A 26,348-nucleotide genomic window follows, 5' to 3' on the forward strand; every position below is an offset into this window, starting at 1 on the left:
AGAAATCGCAATAGAGATCGCTAGAAACAAAAAGAAATAGCTACATCTATTGGCCGTGTTCAATACAAATCTGCATCAAGGGGGAACGAAATATGCCGGAAACATGGGAAGAGCAGGGCGGATTAAATGCAATGGTCGATCTATTGTCGGATATGATAATCAACTACCTCGCTTTGGAAGAGAAGAAAGTCGCACGTAAAGCCGACTTGAATTGGCTAGACGAAATCATGTGGGCCGAGGCGGAAGAGATCGCGACACGCGAACTGGCCGCGCAGATGCTCGGCACATGGGACTTCGAGCTTGTCGCGTAGGAGGGGAGGCTGATGGCAAATAACACAGCGGCCCTGTATATCCGGGTATCCTCCGAAGAGCAGATCGAAGGTTACAGCATCGATGCCCAGCTCGACGCCTTACGGGAATATTGCAAGTTTCGCAAGATAACCATCTCGAAGGAATACGTAGACGCGGGGCGGTCGGCTAAGTCCATCGAGGGAAGGCCAGCCTTGCGGGAACTTCTGCTCGACGCCGCCCAAGGGCGATTCCAGATCGTGATGGTATGGAAGCTAAACCGGCTGGCCCGTAACCTGAAAGACCTGCTTCACATGCTAAAAATCTTCAACAAGCATAACGTCAGTATTCAGAGTCTGACAGAGGACATACAAACGGATACCGCGATGGGCAATTTCCTTGTCCAGATGCTCGGTGCTGCCGCTGAACTGGAGAGAGCTCAAATCTGCGAAAATGTCCAGCTAACGGTCCAGAATCGTAACAAACAAGGCAAATGGAACAGCGGCAATATGGTGCTGGGTTATCGCTGGTACAAGAACCCCAAACAAGGGCAGCCACAACTGGAAATCGTTAAGGAAGAAGCGCAACTTGTCCGAACCATCTTCGAAATGTATGCTGACGGGCTTGGGCTGAAGGCGATCACGAACCGCCTAAATGCGGAAGGTTTCAAAACGAAGAAGGGGCTCACGTTCTGTATCGCGGCGGTCAGAGGCATTCTGACCAATCCGAACTACATCGGTAAAATCCGTATCGGAACAAGCCTAAAGCGAACAGGCGCTGACATTGAGGTACAGCTTGTCGATGGCGAGCAGGAGCCGATCATCCCGCAGGAACTTTGGGACAAGGTTCAGTTGAGGTTCGGGGAGCGCAAACGTTCGTCAGATCGAACGCCCGACCGGGCCATGCCGCTAACGGGTCTGCTTAAATGTCCCCAATGCGGCAGTGGAATGGTCGCGGGGCGATCCAAGGGTTATCGGAAGGACGGAACCTGCCGGACGAATCATTATTATGTATGTTCCAGCTATACCAATAGAGGTTTCATTTCTTGCAAGCAAAACGCGGTTAGGGCCGATGCCATCGAAAACTGGTTTTTTGGGCATATTCAGGAACTCGTAACCAGCCTCGGCTTGCTAGAGCGGGTTGTCGCGGCGGTGAATGCCAAGCGGAATACCGATCGGAAACCGCTTGAGGATGAGCGTAGACGACTGGAAAAAGAAATTGCTTCGTTCGATAATCGGCAGCAGCGATGCTTCGAATTGTTCGAGGACGGCCATATCGACCGAAATGGCTTTGTGGAACGCCTGAATGAATTGAAGGAACGGATATCCGTACTACAGGCGGAACTAAGAGAGATCGAGAAAAAGCTATCTGACCCTCTTACGGAGTCCGTTGCTGCTGAAAGAATATGCGCGGCGCTGCTACAATTTCGGAAGTTGCTCCAAATAGCGCCGATTAAGCAGCAAAGAAGGATGCTGCGCGGCCTGTTCGACAAAATTACCTTGCCGCCTGACCGTGACATTCAAAAAGCGGTTATCCATTGCAGTGCTGATCTGCAACATCTAACACTAACAAATCAAATGGGGGAAGAAACATGGAAAACCAACAACAAACTCGCGTAAACCAAGTTCGTGTCGCTCTCTATGCTCGTACAAACCAGGCCGGAAACGAGTCTAACGCCAACTCCATTGAGTGTCAACTGGATAAGATGAAAGCCCAATGTCAGCGGGAGGAAAAAGAGATTGTTGTTATCTACATCGATGAAGCCGTCAGCGGGAACGACCTCGAACGGGCTCACTCTCTGAAAAAAATGCTGAAAGAAGCTACAGAAGGGAAATTCGACGAAGTGCTGGTTCATGATTTAGGCCGAATCGGTAGGAAGACGGTGGATGTACTGGGAGTCGTAAGTGAACTTGAAAGAAATCACGTTAAATTCTGCATGCTTACGGAGAATTTCGATACCTCTACTCCGATGGGCAAATTTGCAACGCAAATGATGGCGGCTGTATTGGAGTCTGGTCTGCTTGCGGAGGAATTAACGAAGGCAATGAATGAGGGAGGAAGATGAGATATGCTTAACCCCCTAGAGAAACCATCTGTAGTTGCGATCTACGTCCGCGTTAGTACCGAGGAACAAGCACTGCATGGATATTCCATCGACGCTCAACTTGATACGCTGAAGGAATACTGCAAGCTATACAACAAGGAGATATACGATGAGTATGTGGACCGCGGCATCAGCGGCAAAAGTACGGAGAAACGCTATGAACTCCAGCGAATGTTGAAAGATGCCCAAATGGGGCTTTTCAATGAAGTGCTGGTATGGAAAATTAACCGCCTCGCCCGGAATACGTATGACCTGCTTGGAATCACCCAATTGTTGAGTAAGCATAGCGTGGCGTTCACGTCTTTTTCCGAACGATTCGACACCGGTTCCGCGATGGGCAAATTCGCTCTTCAAATGATGGGGGCTGTAGGTGAGCTTGAACGCAACACGATCGTAGATAACGTCAAAATGGGCCTTAGCAAGCGGGCCAAGACCGGAAAACATAACGGTAAGGTGCCGCTGGGATATAAAACCGTTGAAATACCAGGGGAACGAGGGCGCAATAGGGATTCTCGAGTAGAGGTCGTATCCGAAGAGGCCGTCATCGTCACGAAAATATTCGAACGGTTTGCGGCGGGACAGGGATTCAAATCCATCGCCAATCAGCTCAACCAGGAAGGTTACGTGACTAAATCCGGTAATGCTTTTTCGATCTGCGGGGTCAAAGAGATACTCGACAACCCGTTTTATGCTGGGAAAATCCGCTACAATCGGTTCGAGCAATGGAGCGAAAAGCGCCGGAAGGGACGGAACCCTAAACCGATTCTTGAGAATGGCCTGCATCCTCCGATTATCGACGAGGAACTTTGGAACAAAGTCCAATACCTTCGGCAGAAGAAGGCTGTCGTATCTTTAAAGCGCTTTGACGGGGAGTTTCTGCTGACCTGGCTCATCCGCTGTCCGAAATGCGGAGCGCCGATGGTGGCGAACCGCATCCAAAACCGCCAGAAGGATGGGGACAAGGTTACCAGGTTATACTACTCCTGCAGCAATTTCCGCAACAAGGGAAGCAAGGTGTGCAGCGCCAACAGCATCCGCAAGCAGGAAGCCGAGCAGTACGTGGTAAAGCGGGTCAAGGAAGTGCTGTCGCAGCATCAAATCCTGAAAGCGGTCGTAAGTAACATTAACGAACGGAAAGCGAAGCGCATCAAGCCACTTCAGCAAGAGCTCGATTCCATTACGGCGCGGATTGCCCAGCTAGAAGAGAAGCGGCAGCGGTATTTCGAGTTGTACGAGATCGACCAACTGGACAAGGAACTGTTCTCGAAGCGGCTGGATGACATCAACGCCGAGTTCGACCGGCTGCATGCCAAGAAGTCCGAGCTGACTTTCGAATTGCAGGATGACAATTCCGAGCCGATTTCTTACGAGGTTGTCCATGCTCTGTTGGAGAAATTCGATAAGCTACTGGCCTCGTCCCCGTTCGAGCAGCGAAAGATGCTGATGCATCTGGTTATCAAGCAAATCACGATCAAGGATACACGAACTGTCGATAAGATTGAGATGAACTTCGATGAAAATACAGTACATCATTTTTTAGCCGCTGACCCTTCTGCGACCCATGCAGAAGGGTCTTTTGCTATGCGGATGAGGCGAGCGCTCGCAGGGCAAAAGATATGGTTCGCCATTTGATGGAGTAGACAATCAGATGACAACCGATTAGGCTTATGAGAAACTGAAATCAAAATGAACGGAGGAGCGGCGAATGTCTGCGTTAACGAAAAAGGAAATCGAGTCTATCGCAAAAACCATATCTGAACACTATGGCGAGTATGCGTCAAAATATGAATCGGAAAAATACCCTGAGGAGCCATACTTAGGATGGAAGCAGACTTTTGGCGACCCGAAAGAGGTCAGTCAGGACGACATAAGACAAGCGCTGGAGTGGAAATACGGGCATTGGGGAAAGGTTAACTATGTTCCGGCACATAAAATCATCATTGCCAAGCTGCAAAAGTATTGGCCGGAGTTTGCCGAGTCGGGCAAATCGGAGATCGACGAAATCTTTGCTTTCTGGGAGGATCGGCTGGCGGGGCATCAAACATTCATCACCGTTGCATACCTATCCCACTTGCTCAATCCCGATAAGATAGAAATCATCGATCAGCACAATTTCCGGGCGATGAATTACCTTATGTCCACGGTAAGGCCCGATTGGGTTTGGAAAAGGAATCCCGCAAGTATGGACGATATTACCGACTTTTCTGTGTTCCTGCAGTCGCTGCTGCCCGCCGTCAAGGAGGCGAAAGGAAATAAGCGTGAACTGGACAAGTTCCTGATGATGTTCGGAAAGCATAAGGTGAAAACCATTCCGGTGTCCCGGTCCAAAGTGGCCCCTGCGTTGTCCAAAAAGCACGATTGGAGCTCGCTCACGTCAGAGGTTTTCGACTTGGGGAAAATCTCGCTGCGGTCCAACGCCGACCTGCTGTTCGCGCTCCTGCTGCAATCACTTGAGGCAGAGGGTGCCGACGTCGAGGCAGCATATACAATAGAAGAAATCCATAAGAGAATCCCCATGCATAAGACAGGCATTGCGGTCAGTTCGAGCTATAACTACGCGATGGTTGCGCTGTTCGGCAATCAGAGGGGAAGGGATTACTTCCATTTTGAGAATACAAAATTGGGAGTGTACTTTACGGAGCAGGCAAACGACCCGTCTAGGGACAATACATGTTGGAAGAAGTACATTGATGAGAAGGTCAGCATCAATCCGAAGTATGTGATGGATTGAACGATTAACAAAGAGTATGGCCGGTTGACGCTATTGTAAAGTAAATCATTTTTTATTATCGACCCTTCTGCGACGCATGCAAAAGGGTCTTTTATTACTCGGATGAAGCGGGAACCAGTAGGAGAGCGAATAATAAGTGACCAGCCAACTAAAGGCACATAGGCCTTTAGTTTATTCCGGTTAAATCCGAAAAATGAATGGAATAATCCTAATATTTATCGTATAATATAAGCATCAGTTCGGTTTAATCCGGTTTTGGAGGTTTTTATGAAAGCTACAATGGTTGTGAAATTAATTGAAGCACATTCTTCCGGCAGCGAGAAAGCTTTCGAAGATGCCGTTCAGCGTTTAGCGAAAGACGAGGAAAAGAAGGGAAACCATTCATTAGCAAATTCTCTAGTGCAAGCATACAGGCCTGCACCAAGTTCTAAAAACTCACTTGGAACAGGAGCAACATTAGCTCCTTCTTCATTTGAGGCATCTAATTACGGCGCCAAGGCATATGTGATTCCAAAGGATAAGGATACCTCTTTGGACTTGTATGAGGTAATGTCGCCAACATCTTCAATGAAGGATATTATATTATCTCCAGATCAGAGGAAAATTATTGGAAACGTAATTAAAGAACAAGAAAACTCAAAAAAACTAGTTGAAAAGGGATTTCAACCAACAAATCGTTTATTGTTATGTGGGCCTCCTGGATGTGGAAAGACACTTACAGCGAATGTTATTGCGCATGAGCTAGGTCTTCCGCTTGTATATGTCCGGCTCGATGGCTTGATTTCTTCATATTTGGGGCAGACAAGTGCAAATATTAGAAAGATTTTTGATTCTGTAAAACAGCAGGAAGTGGTCCTGTTCTTAGATGAATTCGATGCCATTGCTAAGAAGAGAGACGATCAACATGAATTGGGTGAATTAAAGAGAGTTGTTAACACTTTACTGCAAAACTTCGACTCTTTACCTTCTCATGTATTATTGATCGCTGCTACAAATCATCATCACTTGCTTGATCCAGCAATATGGAGAAGATTTGATATTAGTGTTGAATTGGAACTCCCTAATATTGAACAAAGAAAGCAGTTTATCTTATCTGTTTTTGAAAAGCATGAGATACAATGCGATTTGGATCTGCACATAATTTCTCAAGCATTTGGGGGATTAAGTGGTTCACAGATAAAGACAATTATCGAACAGACCATAAAAGAATCATTTATTGAGGGTAAGGGGGTTGTAACTGAAGACGACGTTTTGCGAAAGTTTCTGAATACCACTACTATGAACACCTTCAACCACAGTGATAATTGGAAGACCAGCGCAGAAATGCTATACAAAAAAGGAATTCCGCAAAAAATAATAAGTCGAATTTTAAATGTCCCGAAATCCACTTTAAGTGATTTTCTGAAGGAGAGTGCAGCGGATGTCTAGAGATGATAAGCCTAAAAACCCACATTTATGGATTCCTGAATCTGAAGTTGAAAGTTTACCGCACGATCCTACAGGGCGAGAGAAGCAAAGAAATATACATCATACAGAGCATGGGGATTATCTCATTCATGCTTTACAGTCAATTGAGCAAATACATCAAAAGCGAAAAACGCCTTTATCTGACGAAGTGGTTGTTTTTAAAGTGACTTTATCGGAGGGGCAAAAGTTCCAAAACAGACAAAGGCAACAAAATTTAGGGAATCACGGCATTAACTTGTTGGCAGTTAAGAATCAAAATACTGCGGTAGTCTCAACCACGACTAGGCAATTTCAAAACCTAAAAAGCAGAGTTGAATCATACAGAACAAGAAAAGCATATCCAGACCTGCAATTTATTGAGTCATTTGAGTCGTTTAGCAGACAAGATAAGCAATCAGAAGATATAAAGCGTCTTCTTAGCCAAGATGTTTTAATGGAAGAAAGAGTTGATATTCAAATGCTCTTGACTCCCAACCTGACAAAAGGTTTCTATGAGAAGGCGCTACCTTTTTTAATTTCACGAATTCATGAAGAGCATGGTGAATTAGTACGTTCTCCGTATTACTTATCTGACCAAACACCAGTAATACGTGCAATATTACCTGCCTCTGCAATCAACACAATTTCTGAAGAAGAGATACTCTTTAGAATTGAGCAAACCAATTTTTTTAAGGACGGGGAGGAGGAGAACCAAGCAATTGATATCACGTCTATTCCATTAAATCCACAAGTGGACATAGACCAACTTCCAATCGTCGTAATTTTAGATAACGGGATTCGCTTCCCCGCAAATTTAGAAACACTGATGATAGATCGAATACAACTACCGGAGATTTTAAACCCTACATGTTTGCATGGCACTCAAGTGGCTAGCCGGGCAATATTTGGGGATAGTATTGATGCCCAGGTTAGAATGGGACAGCTTACACCAAGAGTGCGGGTTATTGACGCGTGTATTTCGGATGGAAGATCAGCTATTCCTGAGGACACTATGATTGCTAGAATACAACACGCTGTTCAACAGTTATCAGGTATTTCGAAGGTGTTCAATTTGTCAATGAATGCTCGCCGTCCTATTGATGGCGATTCCATCAGTATATTAGCTTACGAACTTGACAATCTAATGAGAAACTACAACGTGCAATTTGTAATTTCAGCAGGAAATCATTCCGTATGGGTTACCGCGGATGACTTCGGTGAGATTGTTGATGATGACGATTCACAAATCGCTTCTCCGGCAGACTCTGTTTTAGGTCTAACCATAGGGGCGATCAGCCGAGCCGGACACCCTCAATGCCTGACACAGGAAAATCAATTATCTCCGTTTTCAAGAATTGGCCCTGGATTTTCTAATACTACAAAACCTGATTTCGTAGCTCCAGGTGGGAATATTTTTCTTGATAAGAGAGGTAACGAATCAATACCAGATGAGGTTGCGGCACATGTAATAAGCCCAGATGGGAAACTGGGTCCTTCTTGTGGGACAAGCTTCTCGGCTCCGATCGTTGCCGGTGATTATGCACATGTATTGGCTGCTTTACCGAGTGAAGATATACTACTTGCTAAAACTTTGCTGATCCATACTGCTCGTCCTCTATGGGACAGTGAAGAACTTAATGAAGAAGAGCAGGAGAGTATTGGCCGTCTATATGGTAATGGCCTTACTGATCCGGAAAGGGCCATTCTTTCGACAGATAGTAGTGTAACTTTCATTACGACAGGACAGCTCAACCGATTAACAAAGCAACGTGTTAAGTTTTATATGCCTGATGCCCTTGCGGCCCAAGCTGGAAGAAATACAGCAAGAGTAACGGTAACGTGTGTTACTGCTCCTCCCCTTGACCGAACAAAAGGTACAGAGTACCTGGGGGCATATGTAAGTGCATCTCTGAAGAAGATCAATACAAAGAACATGCTTGCCGTAGCTAACCCTGCTGGAGGCGAAGGTAGAGAGAAATGGCATAGTTATCAACACTTTACCAAATTATTTTCTTCGTTTAATCCAGGTGATTGGCAAATTTGGCTGCAGCTCTATAGCAGATGGGATGTCTCTGATACGCTAAACATTAATTATGCTTTAGCTGTAACAGTTGAAGATCCGTCAGGTCAGATTAATGTGTATGAGCACATCCAAAATGAGGTTGGAAGTAGATTTACGCCTATGACCAGTGTGAGACTACGGACTTCATTCTAATACCTAATAATTGAAGGAAATAACTAAAACGGGATGGATAGCTCTTTTGCTAGTCCATCCCGTTTAAATTTAGCCGTTATAGTGTATAAGGTGAACCATACCATAAGTGACGGCGAAAAATGGTGGCAAGAAGGGTGTAGAGGCCTGTAAGAGGGATAAAGGAAAGTGCTACAGAGATATATGCTTATACCCCTAGAGGTGAGTTCTAGGGGGTGTTTTTGTATGGAAAAATTCGGCAAATTCCTCTATTCCTATGGTATGATCATGGTATGTAAAAGGCTTGTATTCGTAAATGTTTACGAGCCGTGTTATTAGTGAACTTCGCTAAAAAGATGTTATCGGAAATTTCCTAAATACGTAAAAAGAGGAATACATAATGGAGTCAAGAAAAACAAAGCATAAAAGAAATAGATTTAATCTAAAACATTTCTTAATAGATAACTTTGTATTTTGGTTAAGTTTTTTTATAAGTATTATGATTTATGGTCTCTCTTTATTATTATGGGGACGGATTCTCAAAGGAACTATTTATTTTGATTTATTGGGAAATCTTTTAGAAATTAATATAGCTGTGATTGGTCTATTCATGATGATAGGGTATGCAAGACTAAAGTACTTAAACATCGTTATAGAATCACTTTTCAAAATACTGTTCACAGTGTGGGTTGCATTAATTGTTCAATTTTCCTCACTAAATCAAATTGAGCAAAATGCCTGGATAATAGTTTCTGTGTTTGCAGCGGCATATTTGGAAGTTCTAATTAAAATCAATGATTATTTTCACGATATGGCTGATTTTCAACATAAGAAATATAAGTTATTAAACAAAAAATTTGTTGTCAATCTTTCGATACCACTATCAATAATTACCCTAAGTGGAATCAATATATTTATTAGTTATTCAGTAAAGGATTTATTAGTAACAATAAGTAATTGATCATGATTCGAAACAGAGGGAACATCCGATAACACCACATTCACGCATCGGGCATTTGCCCCTTGACCTCGGAAGTAAGAAGCGAGGAAGTAATTGCCGGGATACATCTGCGAGGAAATCCATTTTCTATTATCGTTTGCAAACATATAACCTCGAACTACTGTAAACGTTTTTTCAATCGTGTTTTCATGCGGCTTGTACTGGCGGAGAAGATTTATCGGGCGGTGAAGATTAGCGGTGCAAGTCGAACATAAGGTGACGGCGAAAAATTAGGTGTGAATATGGCGGGGAATGCTGGTGGGCTTGCAGAATAAAGCGAATTTTAACCCCTACAACCTTTGGGTTTAGGGATTTTTACTATGGAAAGAGAGAAGTGTTGTGCTACATATTACCATATCATGGTATTATAAGATGGTTAGGATTTTAATCTCAGGGGCTAAGGTAAAACAGAGGAATTTGTGGAATTCATGAATGATACTTTATGTGAAATATCCGCAAGTTCAAAATAATATGTAAGAGGTGTACAAATGTTAACCTATGAACAGATTACAAGCCAAATACTTGATTCGATGAAAGATGCTGAACTTAATCCATATCTTATTAGACATAATCTTGAGTTGATTACTCTTATGAAAGAATTTGAGTGTTTGTGTGTTGTGAAAAATAAAAAATCCCCCTATGTTACAAGAGCAGAGATTAGTTTCAGTTGGGAAAGTATCATGACGGCTGAATCGATTTACGGAGGAAATTGCGCTCTATTCCATGATGAAACTGAAGATTGTTTACATGATGATGAGAACAGGGAAGCAGTATTGGAACTAGAAATTAAATATAACATAGAGGCCAAAGAAGGATTCAAAGAAGAGACGAATCTAATTAATTCAGAATTACTGACAGTTATTAATACAGTAATGGAGCACCAAAATAAACCACAAATAACATGGGAAGTAACTCTTAATAGCAGTGGAGTACACTTTATAGGAGCGATAAAATTACAACATTACTGGAACATAGAAATTAAAGACGAAGATTTAGAATTAACTGAAATTTTTGAAGAAGTGCATGAAATGTTGATAAATATTGATAAATTGCCCTTTGTTAAGGATAAACTCTAAGTTACTCAAGAAGGCGGTACATCACCATAACACCATATTCACGCATCGGGCATTCGCCCTCGGTCTGGCACGAAGTTAGAAAGTGGTCAGAGAGGCAAATCAGTTTCCGGGAAGAGTGAAAAATACAATTGGATGTCACAATATCACAATTATATTTTAGGTATTTTAAACGATTCACCTGTTGATTTTAGGTTACCAAAAATTTCAAAATGGTATAAGAGAAGATAATGGGCGTGGCTGCTACGCCTGTTTGTTCTGCACTCATTCAAAGATTGTGGCTGTAACTAGCGCGGAGAACCGTATCACAAATAGTGGTAAAGCGGAAAACAATTGAAGGTAGATGCAACAATGTTAGGTCTGCAAGTAGGTGCTTAATTATAGCAGTAACTACATGAACGTTGAGTGACTGTGCCATGACTGCATTATGGACAGCACATAACGCCAGTAAACGCAAAGATCCCGTAATAGACGCGAGCCGGATATTTGTTGAATTGGCGTACCGAGATTATTATAAATACAGGAACGCTTGTTCCCAATTAAATTGTTTGTTATTATATATGTATGACTTATCCAATTTTGGATTCTGGGGGTGAGAAAATGGCGGTAAAGCATACTCCGACAAATATTGTGCACAGTGGGGTCAAAGGTGGTAGAACTGGCTGTGGGTTTGAAACTAATGAGAATCCTACTCATTGGGTTGACAGTCACTCCAAGAGTACTTGTGACAAAAACGGTTGCAAAAACTAGTCATTATTAAGTAGGGGCCCGCTCTCGTCATTGGTGAGCGGGCTATTGCTTTTCGAAACGAGAAATTGGTTGGTTCCAAACGAGGTAAACCCTACCATAAGTGACGGCAGAAGTTTTCGTGCGGGAAGGGTGTAGAGGCCTGTAATATTGATATAGCAAGATTCTATAGAAGTATGTTTATCCCCCTAAGATGGATTAAGGGGATTTTCTTGTGACTTTATGCGAAAAAGTTTTCCATATTTGCGGTATAATTGTAGTGCACTTGAATTCGAAGATACGTAAGAATATGGACTATTTGCGAACTTTGAAAATAGGACGTTAGTCGTAATGTTTGAAATTCATCAAGGGAGGTTAGTTCATGTATTTTATTGAACTTGAAGGCCATAAAGAAAGCATAGAACTTTCAGTTTCTGTTTCTCATGAATCATTCTCAAGCTTTCCGGATTTTCCAGAAATTGATTTCAATTATGGCTGTTATCCAATCCATCACACAATAAAGTTGTTGGCTTCTACTGAAATATTAAGAGAAGAACTCGGATATCTTAACCTTAAAAGTGAACTAGAAGGAAAATACCACTATGATAAGTCTACAGACGAGCTAATCATCGCTAAAATTTCAATTTCAGAATTTCCTTCTGAGTGGAAAGAAACGATGGGAGATTCTTGGTTTATGTGGCTTGATGCTCTTGATGGAGATCACGCTGTTGTAGGCGAGCGGGCAGATGAAATTGAAGAAAATGATTTGTATGACGATCCATTTCTTTTTGGGAACCTATTTTATATTGATCGAGTTGATGTTCATCCACTCTTTCGTGCTAACAAAACTGGAATCAACTTAATTATTTATACATTTAGATATTTAATAAATGATACTGACGGAATGGTATTTCTTATAGCAAAACCAATGCAATCATTATTGTCTGAAGATAAAGAGGATTTTAAAAGTAGTGCCCGTTTAGCAAATTATTATAAAAAGTGTGGATTTAAACGAGTTTCTGGGTCAAATCCAAAATCAATTCTTATGGAATCTAAGGTCAGTAATTTAAGGAAACGTAGTGTTTCAAGATGACAAGCATGTCTAACACCATATTCATGCTTCGGGCCAATCGGTTTGCGGTTCGCAGGATTTAATCGGAAATCGGTCAACCTATAACGAGTATTCGCTTCGCAATCGTCCTACCACAACAACTCCTTCGGCCGCATGACCTCCATCTACCATGTAGTTAAAAGGAAGAAGGGTTTGAGAAATCGGCAGAAATTTTGTTTACTTTAGTTTAAGAATGCTCAAGAAAAATACCCAAACAAGAACAGAATAATTTGCATGGATATTGAGGGACATAAGAATAAAGATGGCGGCTTTGATCATGATATGTTTGAATTGCAAAAAGACTTTATCCTTGGACTTTTAATGCAGTTTATATCAGAAGTAAGTATGCCAGTGGGAAGATTTAAGAATGAAAATCAAAAAAATGATGTCCCAGATGGATTAAATATAGTGCCTGCAAAGGATTAATTGAAACAAGAGTAACTACTGTGAATTCGAAGAGGGCATTAACTATGCGTAACACCCAATGCACTATCGGCCATAGAGTCCTCGGTCGATAGCAGTTATTTGAGGATTCAACAAGGCATTTCTGAAGCAGAAAGCATTAACAACCGAGCATAGTCGCCCACCTACCCGTATCAGTTGATGCGGGTGTCACTGTTGGTGGAGCAGTTTTCGAACGACTAGATTAATTGGGGAATAACTCCAAAAGTGACGGCGAAAAAACTTGGCAAAGCACCGGTCTCTCCTCATTGGACTTGGCCGCTGAACCCTATCAACTGCTCCTTCGCAATCGAGACATTCCTCCAATAGACAAAAGAACCAGAAATTATTTACAATGTTCCTAATAGAATGGTAGGAAGGATATAGGGCTGTTATCATGAATATCCTCGAAGACTTATTGTTGCAAGTAGCGTTCGTCGTTACGTTGATTTTCGCCTTCCAGCTCATTTATTTGATCGGCTTCGGGAGATTTAAGTATTTCAGGCTTATGCAGGCTGTTCTATTCGGAGTGGCGCTTGTGCTGTGCATGAGCTTTCCCGTCCAAGTTACCGACCGATTAAACATCGATATCCGTATCGTTCCGCTGCTTCTGGGGACGTTCTACGGTGGGTTCGAGACGACGATGTTTCTATCCCTGCTTATTCTGATTTACCGCTCCTACCTTGGGATCGATGACGGTTTCTATGCGACGACGCTGGCGGTGTTCATGTGCATCCCCATATTCATATTCTTCCAGTCCCGATTCCTGCAAGGCAATAAGAAACGGAGGCTGTGGATAGCGACAGGTCTTACGGTTAGCTATTGCGTTTGCAGCTTTGTATCCATGGCTATCTTCATCGGCTTATCCGAAACATTTTTAGGCGCTATGCTTCTGTATACCTTGGTCATGATCGCCGTCGTGCTGATCTTTGTTGCGATGAATGAGGTCATTGGGGAGACGCTAGTGAAAAATCAGCAGCGAGTGGCCGAAGCCAAAGATGCAGAGATCGCTTTTTTACGTTCGCAGATTCAGCCGCATTTTCTATACAATGCCTTGAATTCGATAGCCGCCCTCTGCGTGGAGGACGCTAGGCAGGCGGAGAAGCTTACGCTAGACCTGGCTCAATATTTCAGAATCGGGCTCAACTTCAAGCAAATGGACGCTTTTACGACATTGGAGAACGAATTAGAATTGATCAAGGCTTACCTTAATATCGAAAAGGTACGCTTCGGCGACCGATTAGCCATCGAGTACAACATCGATGCCAATCCAAATCATCTCATTCCTCCGCTCGTCTTGCAACCGCTGGTCGAGAATGCGATCAAACACGGTCTGATGTCTAATGAAAGAGGCGGTACTGTCACAATCTCAATTCTGGAGCACGACGATAAGCTTCAGTTCGCTGTCGAGGATAACGGGTGTGGAATGAGCGTGGCGAAGCGGCAAAAAGTCCTTGGTTCGGGTTCGGAGCCTAGTGGGATAGGATTGAGGAATATATCGCGACGAATCAAGCTGCTGTACGACGCAAGCCTGCAAGTCAACAGCACGGTCGGGATCGGAACGAAAGTGTCTTTCGAGCTTCCCTATCTGCCAGACAGGAGGAAGATGGATGATAAGGGCCATAATCGTGGATGATGAACCTTTGTCGGTGCGACGGCTGAAGTATATGCTTGCCGAGTTCGAGGAACTCGAGATATGCGGCGCATTCCTAACCCCACGCGAGGCGTATGAGTATGCGCGAGCCAACCCCTTTCAGGTGGCTTTCCTCGATATCTCCATGCCGGATGTTGACGGGATGTCTTTGTCCCGATTATTGCTAGAGCGCGATCCCGTCCTATCCATTATATTCGTTACGGGCTATGACGATTATGCGGTACAAGCCTTTGAAGTGAATGCATTAGATTACTTAATGAAGCCAGTAACGGAACAACGGCTCGCGCGAACGTGGGAGAAGATCAAGGAAAAGTATCGCAATTATGTTTCCGAGGAGGGGCCGGGCGCAACCGGTCTGCTGACCGGACAGGAGACACGAATCGTTCAATATATGGCTGAAGGATTATCCAATAGGCAAATTGCGGCGAATTTGCACATCACTTCGGAGACGGTTAAGTATCACTTGAAGAATGTCTTCCGGAAGTTGGACGTCAATAACCGTGTAAGGGCGCTGCAGCGCGCCAAGGAATTGAAGATCATTCCATAGCCGATAAGCTCTCAAAATCCCCCCCAATCGGGGGATTTTTTAATATATCCGATTATTCTACAATAATCCAATGAATCACTTACTATTGGAGGAGAAGAATTATGCGTCGGATCTTATCCTTGTTGATGTTATGCGCTCTGCTCGGCGGCAGCTTGCCTGTACCGGCTGCACATGCGGAGGCCATCCAGGACAGCGATTTTACTTATTCGTTGCAATTAGACAACACTTTCATGATTACGGATTACTCGGGAACTCGCTCAGACGTCGTCATTCCGAGCGAGTTCGACGGGAAGCCGGTTACTGCCATCGGGTCGAGTGCATTTGATCCATCTAGTAATTCGGGTCAACCTAAACTAACAAGCGTAACGCTCCCGTCTAGCGTTACGATGATTTCTAGTTTTGCATTCGCCCATAATGAATTAACTGCGATCGAGATTCCGAGCGTCACGGATATCGGAAGAGGGGCATTTCAATACAACCAGCTGCAAAGTATTGTGTTCGGAAAAGTTACCTTTCTCGATGAGTATGCGTTCGCCGACAATCAACTCGAAAGCGTGACAATTCCGGACAGTCTGGCTACCATCGGAAGGTATGCTTTCCAGAATAATCGATTGTCCAGCGTGTCCCTTCCGGAAGGACTAAAGATCATTGATTCTTATGCGTTCAACGGCAATCAATTAAAGAAGCTTCAGATTCCGAAGTCAGTAATCGCCATTAACTCGAGGGCATTCACAAACAATTCATTGGGAGATGTCGCGATTCCACCGGAAGTCAATTTGGGCAGCGGGGATCTGGATCCTGTATTTGATACGAACGCAACCCTTTTTATTCCGAAGAGCAGTGTAACGGTTTTTAACCATGCAACGAAATACGGTATTCCAATTAGACCCTGCAATTATTTGATTACCTATGACGTAAATGGCAACACAGGGGGAACCCCTCCATCGAATACTCCATATGTTTGCTATAAAGGGGTATTTAAGGTGCCGATACCGGATCAGGATCAGGATCCAAGCGCGTTAACGAAGACAGGTTATACCTTCAAAGGATGGAACACGGCGAAAGATGGAAGCGGGACGAGTTATTCGGACGGAAACTACCCGATTATTTATGGAATTCGGGACGGAGGCTTTACCTTATATGCCAACTGGGAGGCGAATTCATATCAAGTGTCTTTCGACACGAGAGGGGGAACGCAAATCCCGCCCCAATCGGTTGCCTACGGAGGACAAGCTCCCAAGCCTTCAGAGCCTGCGAGGGCGGGATATGCCTTTGTCGGCTGGTATACGGATCCCGAAAATATCGACGCGTGGGATTATGACACCGACAAGGTCACCGAAGATATGACGCTGTATGCGAAATGGAAGTGGAACGGAGCAGCAACAATTGCGTCCTTAGCGTTAAAGAAGGATGGCGATCTTGTAACTGGAGGCGGTAGCCTTACGATTATCGGTGTAGTGAGGGACGATACCGACTTACCTGTTGAGAACGCTGTCGTGAATTTGCATAGCACCCTGGGCAAATGGAAGCCTACCGATACCAGCGACGTGTCGGCGACAACGGATGCAAGCGGCGGGTTTGCAGTGAAATGGACGGCTCCTTCGGTAGTGAACCCAGAATCAGTAACGATTTATGCAAGCGTAGATGGTACGATCGGGATGGCGGACAGCCGGACGTTTCAGGTCGTTCCGCCAGATGAGTCCAATGCCGAGTTAAGCGATTTGTCACTAGGGTCCATCGCTCTCGTTCCGGAATTCTCGGGCGACACGTACAGCTATACCGTGGCGGACGTCAGCAATGCCGTAACAAGTATCGACGTAAGGGCAACGACCGCCAGCGATCAGTCCACTCTGGTGATTAACTATTTGTCTGCCGGCACCGGCGCTACCGTCAGCTTACCTGCCGTCAGCGGTTCACCCGTCAGCGTACCGCTGCATACCGGGATGAATATAATTAGAATCGATGTAACCGCGCGGGATGGGATCAATGCTCGAACGTTCTTGATATTCGTGCGCAAAGCCGATACCGTGATCAGCGGGGATTATGCTTACAGCCTGAAAGACGACGACGGTACAATTAAGATTACGAGGTACAAAGGAACGGATTCGGACGTTGTCATTCCCGAGAAGATTGACGGCTATGTCGTGACGGAGATCGGGACGGGGGCTTTTGCGAACTTGGAGTTGACGGGCGTCTCCATACCCGATACCGTGACGAGCATCTCCACGAATGCATTTAGTAACAATTGGTTAACGGCGGTGACTCTGCCAAAAGCCTTAAAGAGCATAGGAGACTATGCTTTTAAGGAAAATCAGTTAGCCCAAATCATACTCCCTAACGGCTTAACTTCAGTGTACGGCCATGCCTTCGAAGATAATCGGTTAACCTCGATTACAATCCCGAATAGCGTCACCCTGGTGGATGAATATGCGTTCTATAACAATCTTCTGGAGGACATAACGTTCTCCGAAGACGGTTTGAAAGAGATCGGTTTCGGCGCGTTCTCCGATAATCAGTTGTCATCGATCATTCTTCCAAAGACCTTAACTTACGTGGGTTCGGAGGCCTTTAAAAATAACAAGCTCTCACAAGTGATCATGCCTGCGACCTTGGAGTTAGGGGATAGCGTGTTTGGAGGGACGATGCAGACGGGGGTAAAGCTTATCTTCCCGGCTGAAGGCAGTAGTGAAATGGTCAACTATGCGCTCTCGAACGGGTTCCCATTTGAAATAAGCGATGTCCGCATCGAATATGACGGCAACGCCAACGGGGAAACCGAAGGAGAAGCGCCGGTAGATGGTACTCATTACGATTATTATTCATCGGTAACCATTCAACCGAGCGGGAGCTTGAAGAGAACCGGGTATACCTTTCAAGGATGGAACACAAAAAAGGATCGCAGCGGAAACTTCTATGAGGCAGGCGAAAGTTATAAATTCGAGCGTATCAGCGGAGTTGTAAAGCTTTATGCCGTGTGGGAGCGCAAGCAGCTCGCAATCAGTCTAGTCACGAGTAGCACTGTGGCGTTAAGCGGTCATGAAATCTCGGTTACCGGTACGGTATATGATGAAGGCGCTACGCCTCAGGCCAATATCTCCGTTCACCTGAGCAGCTCGAACTTAGGCAAGTGGAGCCAAACGGAGAGCGACACGGCAACGGTGACGACTGATAAGAATGGCATTTTCCAAGTCTATTGGAAGGCCCCTTATGTCTTCGAGATTGCATCGGTCGAGCTGTTGGCAACCCTCGATGGATCGAGTGCGGAGCCTGCAACGGTAGCGATTCAGGTAAGTCCGCTGCCTGGCCCGAATCCAAGTTCGGATGCCGACTTAGCCAGTTTGACGTTAAGCGTAGGTGATTTGACGCCGCGGTTCCAAGCCGGGATTACGAGCTATACCGCCGACGTCGGATATGCAACAAGCAGCGTAGCGATCGTACCTGAAGTGTCCGGTCCTGCGGCAACCGTTACCGTCAACGGAAATGTAGCGGAGTCGGGTCAACCCGTACAGGTCAATCTGAAGGTGGGTTCCAACCCCGTAGCGATAATGGCAACGGCGGAAGATGGTACAACCGAAACTTATCATGTTACGATCACGCGGGCATCGGCACCGGTCGACACGATCCTGGTTACCAGCATCAAGGTGACAAGCGTCACATCCTCCGTTTATGAAGGCGGCACGCTGCAAATGGCCGCCAGCGTGAGTCCGGGCGATGCCACCAACAAGCAGGTGTCTTGGTCGATTCAAGGGGGTAGCGGCAGGGCCGTCATTGATGAGACGGGATTGTTGAAAGCAGAGCATGCCGGCCTCGTAACGGTTCAGGCGACGGCCCAGGATAGTTCCGGGAGCGTCGGAAGCCAAGAGATCACGATCTACGAGCGTCAACTAGGCGGTGGTAGTACCCCGACAACGCCGTCACAACCGACGACACCGTCGGACCCTAAGGCACCGACAGTCCCGACAACGCCATCACAACCGACGACACCGTCAGACTCTAAGACACCGACAGTCCCGACAACGCAGCCGTCTGAGAAGCCCACCATACTCAACGTCGTTCCCGGCCGACCGCCGATCGACGTGAATGACGCGGGAGCGATCCATACGATGCTGGATGCACTTACCGTCAAATTGGGCGAACCCCGCAATGCCAACGTTCCCGTCTTTGCAGATGTGGAAGATCACTGGGCAGCTCATAGCATCCGCTTGTTCGCAAGACTCGGGATCGTTCAAGGATACGGCGACGGGACGTTCAAGCCGGAGGCAAGCATCACGCGAGGAGAATTCGCCTCGATGCTGGCGAAGCTGTTCCCGCTCGCCAAAGGCACCGCGGCAACGCCCGGATTTACCGATCTTAGGGACAGTTGGGCCAGGGACGCAGTTCTTATGTTGGCTAGCAACGGCATCATTAACGGCTATGAGGACGGTACTTTCCAGGCCGATCGAAATATTACGCGTGCCGAGATGATTGCGATCCTCGCAAGAATCGTGAATCTGACTTCGGTGAAACAAGTAAAGACGGGGAATTTTCGGGATATCGATCGTACGTGGGCTAGGGATCAGATTCAGCAAGCCGCGAATGCCGGCATTATCAGCGGAAGAAGCACGAATGTTTTTGACCCGGATAAGAGCGCTACCCGAGTCGAAGCTTTGACCGTCCTCTTGCGAGCGATCTCATTAAGTTCCGAAATCGAACAGTTGTTAGAGGGGATGAACTAAGCCATGGCTGCGAACGAATATTATATGCCAACCCAATGGCGGGTGAAGGGAAACATCTGGGAGATTTATGAGATCTGCTCCGACTTCTTGGACTATCAACGTTGGTGGCCCGAAGTATATTTGATGATTCAAAGGGGAGGCACGGACAAGGAGACGGGCAACGAGGTCTATGACATTCTCTCGAGGGGTAAGCTGCCGTACAAGCTCCGCTGGAGGTCATGCAAGACGGCCGAACAAGCACCGCATTTCATCTCCTTGAAGTCCTCGGGAGATTTGGTCGGTCACGGAACGTGGCAGTTCGAGCAGGACGGGGAATATGTGAATGTACAATTCGATTGGTATGTGAATGCCGAGAAGCCCTTGCTCAAACTGTTCTCGCCGATCTTAAAACCGTTCTTCACCTCGAACCACTACTGGGCGATGACAAGAGGGAGGGAGAGCCTTGAGAAGGAACTGATGCGCAGACGCTAGTTGTTCCAGAGCAAACGCCTGTTTCTCGGGGCTGACATCCGATCAAATGACGAAGGTTATCGTCAATGACACGCCTCTGATCAGTGTGAGATTGTGAACTTCATTCTAAATTCATACCTAATAATCGAATCGCGATAACTAGAACGGGATGGACAGCTATTACGCTAATCCATCCCGTTTAAATTTAGCTGTTATAACGTATAAGGAGAACCGTATTATGAGTAGGGCGAAGTTCAGGTGCCTTTACATTTTCCAATCCAAATGCTATCATGCAAACATGACGTTAACGTCATATTATATCTTGGAAGGAGTGATACATTATGAACCGCATGCGCATTGGCGATTTGACAGAACGAGCGGGGGTAACCCAGCGCACGGTTCGCTATTACGAGAGCATTGGATTGCTTCCATCTGGCGAGCGCGAAGGCAATGGTCATCATTACTACACGGAAGAAACGGTTGCTCGTCTGCATAAGATCGATCAGTTGAAGAAGATTGGCCTAAGTTTGGAGGAAATTCGGGACGTAATCGAGCTTTACTTTACGGATACGAGCGGAGTGCTGCCGAAACGGAAAGTCCTCGGCATACTGCGCCGGCATCTGGCCGACACGGACCAGAAGCTTGAAGCGCTCGGGCAGTTCCGCAGCGATTTGCAGTCGAATATAGAACGTTTCGAGCGATGGCTCGAGGCCAATGAAGGCGATTAATTTTTTTTGCTTTAAACATGACGTTAACGTCATGTTTAATAATATAGGGAGGTTAAATTCATGAGAGAAAACATTGGATTTATCGGACTCGGACTGCTTGGTATGCCAGTGGCTGCCAATCTGCTCCAAGCAGGATATGCGTTGACCGTATACAACCGCACCCCAGAAAAAGCGGAACCGCTCGTAGCCCAGGGTGCGCTGCAGGCGGTCCGTCCAGCTGACGCCGTGACAACCGGTGGCATCATCGTCACCTTGGTATGGGACGATGAAGCATTGGAAGACGTCGTCAAAAGCGAAGATTTCTTAGAACGTCTGGGCAAAGGCGGTATTCATGTATCAATGAGTACGGTGTCGCCCGATACGGGTAGGAAGCTGGCGGATCTGCACGCGCGGCACGGTTCCGTCTATGTTGAGGCGCCTATCTTTGGACGGCCGGAGGCAGCCGCTGCCAGGCAATTGTGGATTCCAATAGCGGGTCCGCAGGAAGCAAAGGAGCGGGTGCGGCCACTGCTGGAGGCGATGGGAGCTAAAGGGATCTTTGACTTTGGCGAGGAAGCCGGTTCGGCTGTACTCGTCAAACTGATCGGTAACTTCCTAATCGTCTCCGCCGCACGCTCACTGGAAGAAGCACTAGGAATAGCTGAGCGCGGCGGGGTTGATCCCACAGCAGCGGTCAATATGCTTACCAGCACACTGTTTACCGCCCCAATTTATCAAAACTATGGCAAAATGATAGCCGAGAAGTCATCCATATCCGAAAGTAAAATTCCGCAGAAAGATGTTGGCCTCTTGCTGTCGGCGGCGCAAAATGCACAAGTTCCAGCCCCACTTTCCAGCCTGCTGCTTGATATGCTGGTGAACGGAGATCGGAGCAGAACATATTAAGGCTACGGTCGATGTTATTCTGCCTCTGAGACCTTTTGTTTCAGAGTTTTTTTAGTTTCCTGTGGCTATTATCTTTAGAATGATCAGACGGCTTGAATAATCTTATGGTAAAATCTTGTAGAAGGTGAATACGAAAATGATAGAGGTGCTCTAATTGCTGCGATATTTCAGGCTAGTTATCCTTCTGTGTTTACTCCAGCTTTATTTGGTTCCGTCCGTTTATGCGGATGAACCTGCTCGGGTGTTCGTTAATGAATATCAGGTGATCTATGATCAACTGCCTATAATTGAGGACGGAAATACACTCGTTCAATTCCGGCCTTCCTTTGAAGCGCTTGGCTTCACCGTACAGTGGGAACAGATGAGCTCGACCGTTACAGGCACCGCTCCGAATTTGAAGGTTCAAATGCAGGTGGGCAGCCGCAAGGCCTATATCAATGGTGTGGAGAAGGAGCTTCCTGCTGCACCCCTACTCGTAAATGGCTCGACATTCGTGCCCATCCGGTTTCTGGGGGAAGCATCGGGGGGAGACGTTACGTGGGACTCGGTAACGAATCATGTCGATATCGTAACGGATAAAAGCTACTACGTGTACCGCGAGGTGATCGCGAACAACCTCGATAGGGTCAGATATTGGCTTGAGCATGGCGGCGGCCCCAACTTTGCCAATAGAAACGACGGTATTTCCTCACTAGGGATGGCGTCATTCCACAACAATATCGAGATGGTGAAGCTTTTGCTGGATTACGGGGCTATTCCGGATATGCCCAATCCGGTTTACGCCTTTGCGCCGGATGAAATGGATATGGCCATATACGGGAAAAATCCCGAATTGGTGAGGTTGCTCGTTCAATATGGAGCCGATCCGAATAAGAAAACCAAACAAGGCCAGACATTAGTCGAACAGGTCAAGCAGCAGTTGGATAAAGCAAATTCCGAGGATGTCCCAGCGCTGAACGCGATTCTAGACATTCTCAAATCCGCCAAGGATCTGCCAAAAATAAACCGTTACGCGCATTTTATTGCGCAGGATAACTCTATGAAGCCGACCATCGCGAATGGGGAACGGACGTGGGTGGACAAGCAATATGGCCAGCTTCATCCGGTTTTGAGGAACGACTTGGTCATGTTTGAAGGGCCGGACGGCAGGCAATCCATGAAGCGGGTGATTGGACTTCCGGGAGAAGCGATTCGCATAGATCAGGAGAATATATATGTGAATGGCGAGCGCTCAACGTCCAATATGCTACCGGGGAACAAGGTTGATCAGGCGGAGATGGTACTGAGCAGTGATCAGGTGTTCGTGATCGGGGACAATTACAACGAGAGCATCGACAGCCGGTCTTCCTACGTCGGCCCCGTCTCACTGAAGCAAATTATTGGAAAGATAATTCACATCGAGCATAAATACATCCCAAGCGAGGTGGAGCATCCACCTCAAGGAATGAAGCAGACGAACCCGGCACCAGCCACGTCGGCGGCCAAAACCTATAAGGTCCCGCCAGCCATGACCATCGACACTTCGAAAAAGTATCAGGCTCAAGTGCATACGAACAAAGGTGACTTTACCATTGAAATGTTTGCCGATACGGCCCCGAAGACTGTAAACAACTTTGTTTTTCTGTCGAGGCAAGGGTTCTATAACGACGTTATTTTTCACAGGATTATCAAGTCATTTATGATCCAGGGTGGCGATCCTACAGGTACAGGAAGAGGGGGCCCAGGCTACAACTTCGAAGACGAACTGAAGACGTCTTACACTTACGAGCCGGGAATTGTCGCGATGGCGAATGCCGGGCCGAATACGAACGGAAGCCAGTTTTTCATTTGCACGGGAGAAGACAGCCGCAATCTGGCGCAAATCCCCAACTACACCATATTCGGCAAAGTAACGGAGGGGATGGATACTGTGCTGGCGATTGCTGATGTTCCGGTCGAGCAGCAGGACAATTATAATGAAAAAAGCAAGCCAGCAGAGAAAGTAGTCATTCAAGGCATCGACATTGTAGAATCGGAATAGCGAAGGAGATAGAAGACGGGGCGGCAAAATGCCGCCTCGTCATTTTTTAAAATAAGGACTGTAATATGAAACTCGCATGACAGCCGAGCAGGGACAACGCCTAATCCGTGCTTGCCCGAGCGCCACCGGAAATCCGGGGCTAAGGTTCGGGTCCATCCATCGTTCCTGGGGAGTGTGGGTAATGTTATACTTGTTTAGGGGGGTATATAAAAACAGAATAAAAGTAAGTTTTGCCTCATTAAATTTTCGACGAAGGTTCTGTATGATCTTCTTATCCGATGTAATTTTGAGGATTGATCGTTGAGGACTTCATTTTGAGAGCGCTTTATTTGCACCGAAGGGCGCTAACCGACGCTCAAACAGCTAGCCAATTTACGATGGGGTGCATTCCCTATTCGCAATACTGAGCGATAAAGGGAAACTACCGGGAAGCGGGAAGGAGGAAAAACAATCTTTGCGTTGAACAGGCCGATTTCCATACGAGCGATGTTGCTAACCGTTTTTTTGCTTCTTATGCTGTTTCCTTTGATCGTCATCACGTATATCACGTACGAGAAACAAAACGAGATTTTTCAAAAGCAGGTCAGCCAATATTTGCTGCAGACCGTCGGTCAGACCCAGCGGGCGTTGGAAGCGGATCTTACGGAGATCGACCGGCTAACGTGGCCCTTGCTGTATCAGCGCCCGCTCGATTTTCTGGATAAGCCCATCAATAGCCCGTACTTGCTGCAGGAAGCGAATCAAAAATTCAAAGAGTTAATGTATTCCGACCTGCTGCGGGGTCGGCTGGATCATATCCGCGCCGTTTATTTGGTCACCCCGAACCGAACGGTGCTGTCCACGGACAACGCCTTTCAATCTTACGAACAGTTGGATATCGGAAATTTCAATCATATCGTGGAACAGATTCAGAAGCAGCCGCTTAAAATGAGTTGGTTCAGCGACAAATGGGCGATTTATCGGACCAAGGACGGCTTTAAGACCCCGGTGCGCGATTCCGTGACGGCAGCGAGGCAACTCATCGACAGCAATACGTCCGAACTGAGAGGGTATCTGTTCATCCAATTGAACGATCGCTTTATCGACGACAGTCTAGCCCCAGTCCGAATCGGTTCGACCGGGGCGCTCATGTTGTCCGACGCGGCGGGGGATGACATATATCGGCAGCAGTCAGCCTTGTTCGATGAGCCGGGCATTGAGGGTTCGGTGAAATCGCTATCGCATCCCGCGGAGGCAGTCGGTAAAGTCGCGGGGAAATGGTTGATGGCTCACGAAACGTCTGCAGTAAGCGGCTGGAGAATGACAGCGGTTGTTCCGTTAAACGAGCTCATGAGCCCGAATCAGAAAATTTTGAAATACTTACTCGTCATGGCGGGTTTAGGCGCGGTCATCTTCACCATTGTATCCGTTCTCATGGCTACCGCGATATCGAAGCCGGTCATCAATTTGGCCAAGCTGATGTCGTCACCTTCAATCGACCAGCTGCAGGTGCGAGAAATCCAGGGTTCCATTCAGGAAATCGGCGTCCTGCAGCGCAATTTCAACCGATTAATGCAGCGGATTCAACAGCTGATCCAAGAGAACGAGCAGCAGGAGAAGGAGAAGCGGAAGGCGCTGCTTCAAGCGCTCCAAATGCAAATTAAGCCGCATTTTCTATACAATACGCTCGACACGATCTACTGGATGTCGAAGAAGCACAAGGCGGAACCGATCAGCAAGCTTGTGACCGCGCTGGGCAAGTTTTTCCGGTTCACCTTGAGCGCGGAGCAGGAATGGACCACTTTGCAGATGGAGCTTGAGCATATCGAAAACTATTTGCAAATTCAATCATTTCGCTACCGCGATCGGCTTCAATATACAATCGTCGCCGATCCGGATACGAAGGATACGAAAATTATGCCTCTTCTGCTGCAGCCGATTGTCGAGAACGCGCTCGAACACGGTATTTCCAAGGTTAGCGGGGGCGGCCAAGTCACAATCCGTGCCTTCAAGGAGGGCGAATGCGTAAACATCGTCATCCACAATACCGGGGGGAAAATTGATATGGAGCGGGTCAGCCTTCAGTTGCAGGAATCGTCCAATGAGCATCTGGGGCTTCGCAATGTCCAGCAGCGCATTTCCCTGGCATTCGGCCAAGCTTACGGCATCCGCCTGGAAGCGGGCGAAGCGGAAGGGACGGCGGTAACGGTTTGCATTCCCCACAACGAATTGCATTAGATATCGATGCTAAGGAGGGAA

The 26,348-nt window shown here is 46.5% G+C and carries 19 protein-coding genes; all 19 read left to right on the forward strand.

The window, feature by feature from the left end; translation table 11 throughout:
- Positions 1-92: 92 nt before the first annotated feature.
- The 19 genes from ABE504_RS26730 to ABE504_RS26820 all read left to right on the forward strand — a co-directional run bounded on the left by ABE504_RS26730 (position 93) and on the right by ABE504_RS26820 (position 26,327).
- Positions 93-311: a hypothetical protein gene (locus ABE504_RS26730; RefSeq protein ID WP_430094754.1), complete on the forward strand. Its 219-nt coding sequence runs from the start codon at positions 93-95 to the stop codon at positions 309-311.
- Between the two features lie 12 nt (positions 312-323).
- Complete coding sequence (locus ABE504_RS26735) at positions 324-1,907, forward strand: recombinase family protein (RefSeq protein WP_430094756.1); 1,584 nt, start codon at positions 324-326, stop codon at positions 1,905-1,907.
- Positions 1,880-2,353, forward strand: coding sequence for a recombinase family protein (locus ABE504_RS26740; protein ID WP_430094758.1), 474 nt, complete (start codon positions 1,880-1,882; stop codon positions 2,351-2,353). Before ABE504_RS26735 ends, ABE504_RS26740 begins: the two co-directional genes overlap by 28 nt.
- Before the next feature lie 3 nt (positions 2,354-2,356).
- Complete coding sequence (locus tag ABE504_RS26745; RefSeq protein WP_430094760.1) at positions 2,357-4,024, forward strand: recombinase family protein; 1,668 nt, start codon at positions 2,357-2,359, stop codon at positions 4,022-4,024.
- A gap of 73 nt (positions 4,025-4,097) precedes the next feature.
- Complete coding sequence (locus ABE504_RS26750) at positions 4,098-5,123, forward strand: hypothetical protein (protein WP_430094761.1); 1,026 nt, start codon at positions 4,098-4,100, stop codon at positions 5,121-5,123.
- Between the two features lie 267 nt (positions 5,124-5,390).
- Positions 5,391-6,551 (forward strand): AAA family ATPase, encoded by a 1,161-nt coding sequence (locus tag ABE504_RS26755; protein ID WP_430094763.1) that lies wholly within the window; start codon positions 5,391-5,393, stop codon positions 6,549-6,551.
- On the forward strand, positions 6,544-8,784 hold the full coding sequence (locus ABE504_RS26760; protein WP_430094765.1) for a S8 family peptidase: 2,241 nt from the start codon (positions 6,544-6,546) through the stop codon (positions 8,782-8,784). Before ABE504_RS26755 ends, ABE504_RS26760 begins: the two co-directional genes overlap by 8 nt.
- 376 nt (positions 8,785-9,160) lie before the next feature.
- A complete protein-coding gene (locus tag ABE504_RS26765) occupies positions 9,161-9,721 on the forward strand; it encodes a hypothetical protein (protein WP_430094767.1) in 561 nt (186 codons plus the stop codon).
- Positions 9,722-10,248: 527 nt separating this feature from the next.
- Positions 10,249-10,836 (forward strand): hypothetical protein, encoded by a 588-nt coding sequence (locus ABE504_RS26770; RefSeq protein WP_430094769.1) that lies wholly within the window; start codon positions 10,249-10,251, stop codon positions 10,834-10,836.
- Positions 10,837-11,941: 1,105 nt separating this feature from the next.
- Complete coding sequence (locus tag ABE504_RS26775; protein WP_430094771.1) at positions 11,942-12,652, forward strand: hypothetical protein; 711 nt, start codon at positions 11,942-11,944, stop codon at positions 12,650-12,652.
- A gap of 252 nt (positions 12,653-12,904) precedes the next feature.
- Positions 12,905-13,096, forward strand: coding sequence for a hypothetical protein (locus ABE504_RS26780; RefSeq protein WP_430094773.1), 192 nt, complete (start codon positions 12,905-12,907; stop codon positions 13,094-13,096).
- 412 nt (positions 13,097-13,508) lie between these two features.
- Complete coding sequence (locus ABE504_RS26785; protein ID WP_430094775.1) at positions 13,509-14,747, forward strand: sensor histidine kinase; 1,239 nt, start codon at positions 13,509-13,511, stop codon at positions 14,745-14,747.
- The gene (locus ABE504_RS26790) at positions 14,722-15,312 is read left to right on the forward strand and encodes a response regulator (protein ID WP_430094777.1); all 591 of its coding nucleotides are present in this window, start codon (positions 14,722-14,724) and stop codon (positions 15,310-15,312) included. Before ABE504_RS26785 ends, ABE504_RS26790 begins: the two co-directional genes overlap by 26 nt.
- Positions 15,313-15,413: 101 nt before the next feature.
- Positions 15,414-20,027, forward strand: a complete 4,614-nt coding sequence (locus ABE504_RS26795; protein WP_430094778.1) for a leucine-rich repeat protein — start codon at positions 15,414-15,416, stop codon at positions 20,025-20,027.
- A 3-nt stretch (positions 20,028-20,030) separates the two neighbouring features.
- Positions 20,031-20,498: a hypothetical protein gene (locus ABE504_RS26800; RefSeq protein WP_430094780.1), complete on the forward strand. Its 468-nt coding sequence runs from the start codon at positions 20,031-20,033 to the stop codon at positions 20,496-20,498.
- 320 nt (positions 20,499-20,818) lie between these two features.
- Positions 20,819-21,205, forward strand: coding sequence for a MerR family transcriptional regulator (locus ABE504_RS26805; protein WP_430094782.1), 387 nt, complete (start codon positions 20,819-20,821; stop codon positions 21,203-21,205).
- A gap of 60 nt (positions 21,206-21,265) precedes the next feature.
- Positions 21,266-22,090 carry an NAD(P)-dependent oxidoreductase gene (locus tag ABE504_RS26810; protein ID WP_430094784.1) on the forward strand — a complete coding sequence of 275 codons (825 nt, stop codon included), beginning with the start codon at positions 21,266-21,268 and terminating at the stop codon, positions 22,088-22,090.
- A 241-nt stretch (positions 22,091-22,331) separates the two neighbouring features.
- Complete coding sequence (gene lepB, locus ABE504_RS26815) at positions 22,332-24,110, forward strand: signal peptidase I (protein WP_430094786.1); 1,779 nt, start codon at positions 22,332-22,334, stop codon at positions 24,108-24,110.
- 459 nt (positions 24,111-24,569) lie between these two features.
- Positions 24,570-26,327 carry a sensor histidine kinase gene (locus tag ABE504_RS26820; protein WP_430094788.1) on the forward strand — a complete coding sequence of 586 codons (1,758 nt, stop codon included), beginning with the start codon at positions 24,570-24,572 and terminating at the stop codon, positions 26,325-26,327.
- Positions 26,328-26,348 lie beyond the last annotated feature (21 nt).

The sequence above is a fragment of the Paenibacillus oryzisoli genome, assembly GCF_050467285.1.
Taxonomy (GTDB): domain Bacteria; phylum Bacillota; class Bacilli; order Paenibacillales; family NBRC-103111; genus Paenibacillus_E; species Paenibacillus_E oryzisoli_A.

Excerpts from the sequence above, each read along its gene's own strand:
- ABE504_RS26730 (WP_430094754.1), top strand. The coding sequence starts at position 93 with ATGCCGGAAACATGGGAAGAGCAGGGCGGATTAAATGCAATGGTCGAT.
- ABE504_RS26735 (WP_430094756.1), top strand. The coding sequence starts at position 324 with ATGGCAAATAACACAGCGGCCCTGTATATCCGGGTATCCTCCGAAGAG.
- ABE504_RS26740 (WP_430094758.1), top strand. The coding sequence starts at position 1,880 with ATGGAAAACCAACAACAAACTCGCGTAAACCAAGTTCGTGTCGCTCTC.
- ABE504_RS26745 (WP_430094760.1), top strand. The coding sequence starts at position 2,357 with ATGCTTAACCCCCTAGAGAAACCATCTGTAGTTGCGATCTACGTCCGC.
- ABE504_RS26750 (WP_430094761.1), top strand. The coding sequence starts at position 4,098 with ATGTCTGCGTTAACGAAAAAGGAAATCGAGTCTATCGCAAAAACCATA.
- ABE504_RS26755 (WP_430094763.1), top strand. The coding sequence starts at position 5,391 with ATGAAAGCTACAATGGTTGTGAAATTAATTGAAGCACATTCTTCCGGC.
- ABE504_RS26760 (WP_430094765.1), top strand. The coding sequence starts at position 6,544 with ATGTCTAGAGATGATAAGCCTAAAAACCCACATTTATGGATTCCTGAA.
- ABE504_RS26765 (WP_430094767.1), top strand. The coding sequence starts at position 9,161 with ATGGAGTCAAGAAAAACAAAGCATAAAAGAAATAGATTTAATCTAAAA.
- ABE504_RS26770 (WP_430094769.1), top strand. The coding sequence starts at position 10,249 with ATGTTAACCTATGAACAGATTACAAGCCAAATACTTGATTCGATGAAA.
- ABE504_RS26775 (WP_430094771.1), top strand. The coding sequence starts at position 11,942 with ATGTATTTTATTGAACTTGAAGGCCATAAAGAAAGCATAGAACTTTCA.
- ABE504_RS26780 (WP_430094773.1), top strand. The coding sequence starts at position 12,905 with ATGGATATTGAGGGACATAAGAATAAAGATGGCGGCTTTGATCATGAT.
- ABE504_RS26785 (WP_430094775.1), top strand. The coding sequence starts at position 13,509 with ATGAATATCCTCGAAGACTTATTGTTGCAAGTAGCGTTCGTCGTTACG.
- ABE504_RS26790 (WP_430094777.1), top strand. The coding sequence starts at position 14,722 with ATGATAAGGGCCATAATCGTGGATGATGAACCTTTGTCGGTGCGACGG.
- ABE504_RS26795 (WP_430094778.1), top strand. The coding sequence starts at position 15,414 with ATGCGTCGGATCTTATCCTTGTTGATGTTATGCGCTCTGCTCGGCGGC.
- ABE504_RS26800 (WP_430094780.1), top strand. The coding sequence starts at position 20,031 with ATGGCTGCGAACGAATATTATATGCCAACCCAATGGCGGGTGAAGGGA.
- ABE504_RS26805 (WP_430094782.1), top strand. The coding sequence starts at position 20,819 with ATGAACCGCATGCGCATTGGCGATTTGACAGAACGAGCGGGGGTAACC.
- ABE504_RS26810 (WP_430094784.1), top strand. The coding sequence starts at position 21,266 with ATGAGAGAAAACATTGGATTTATCGGACTCGGACTGCTTGGTATGCCA.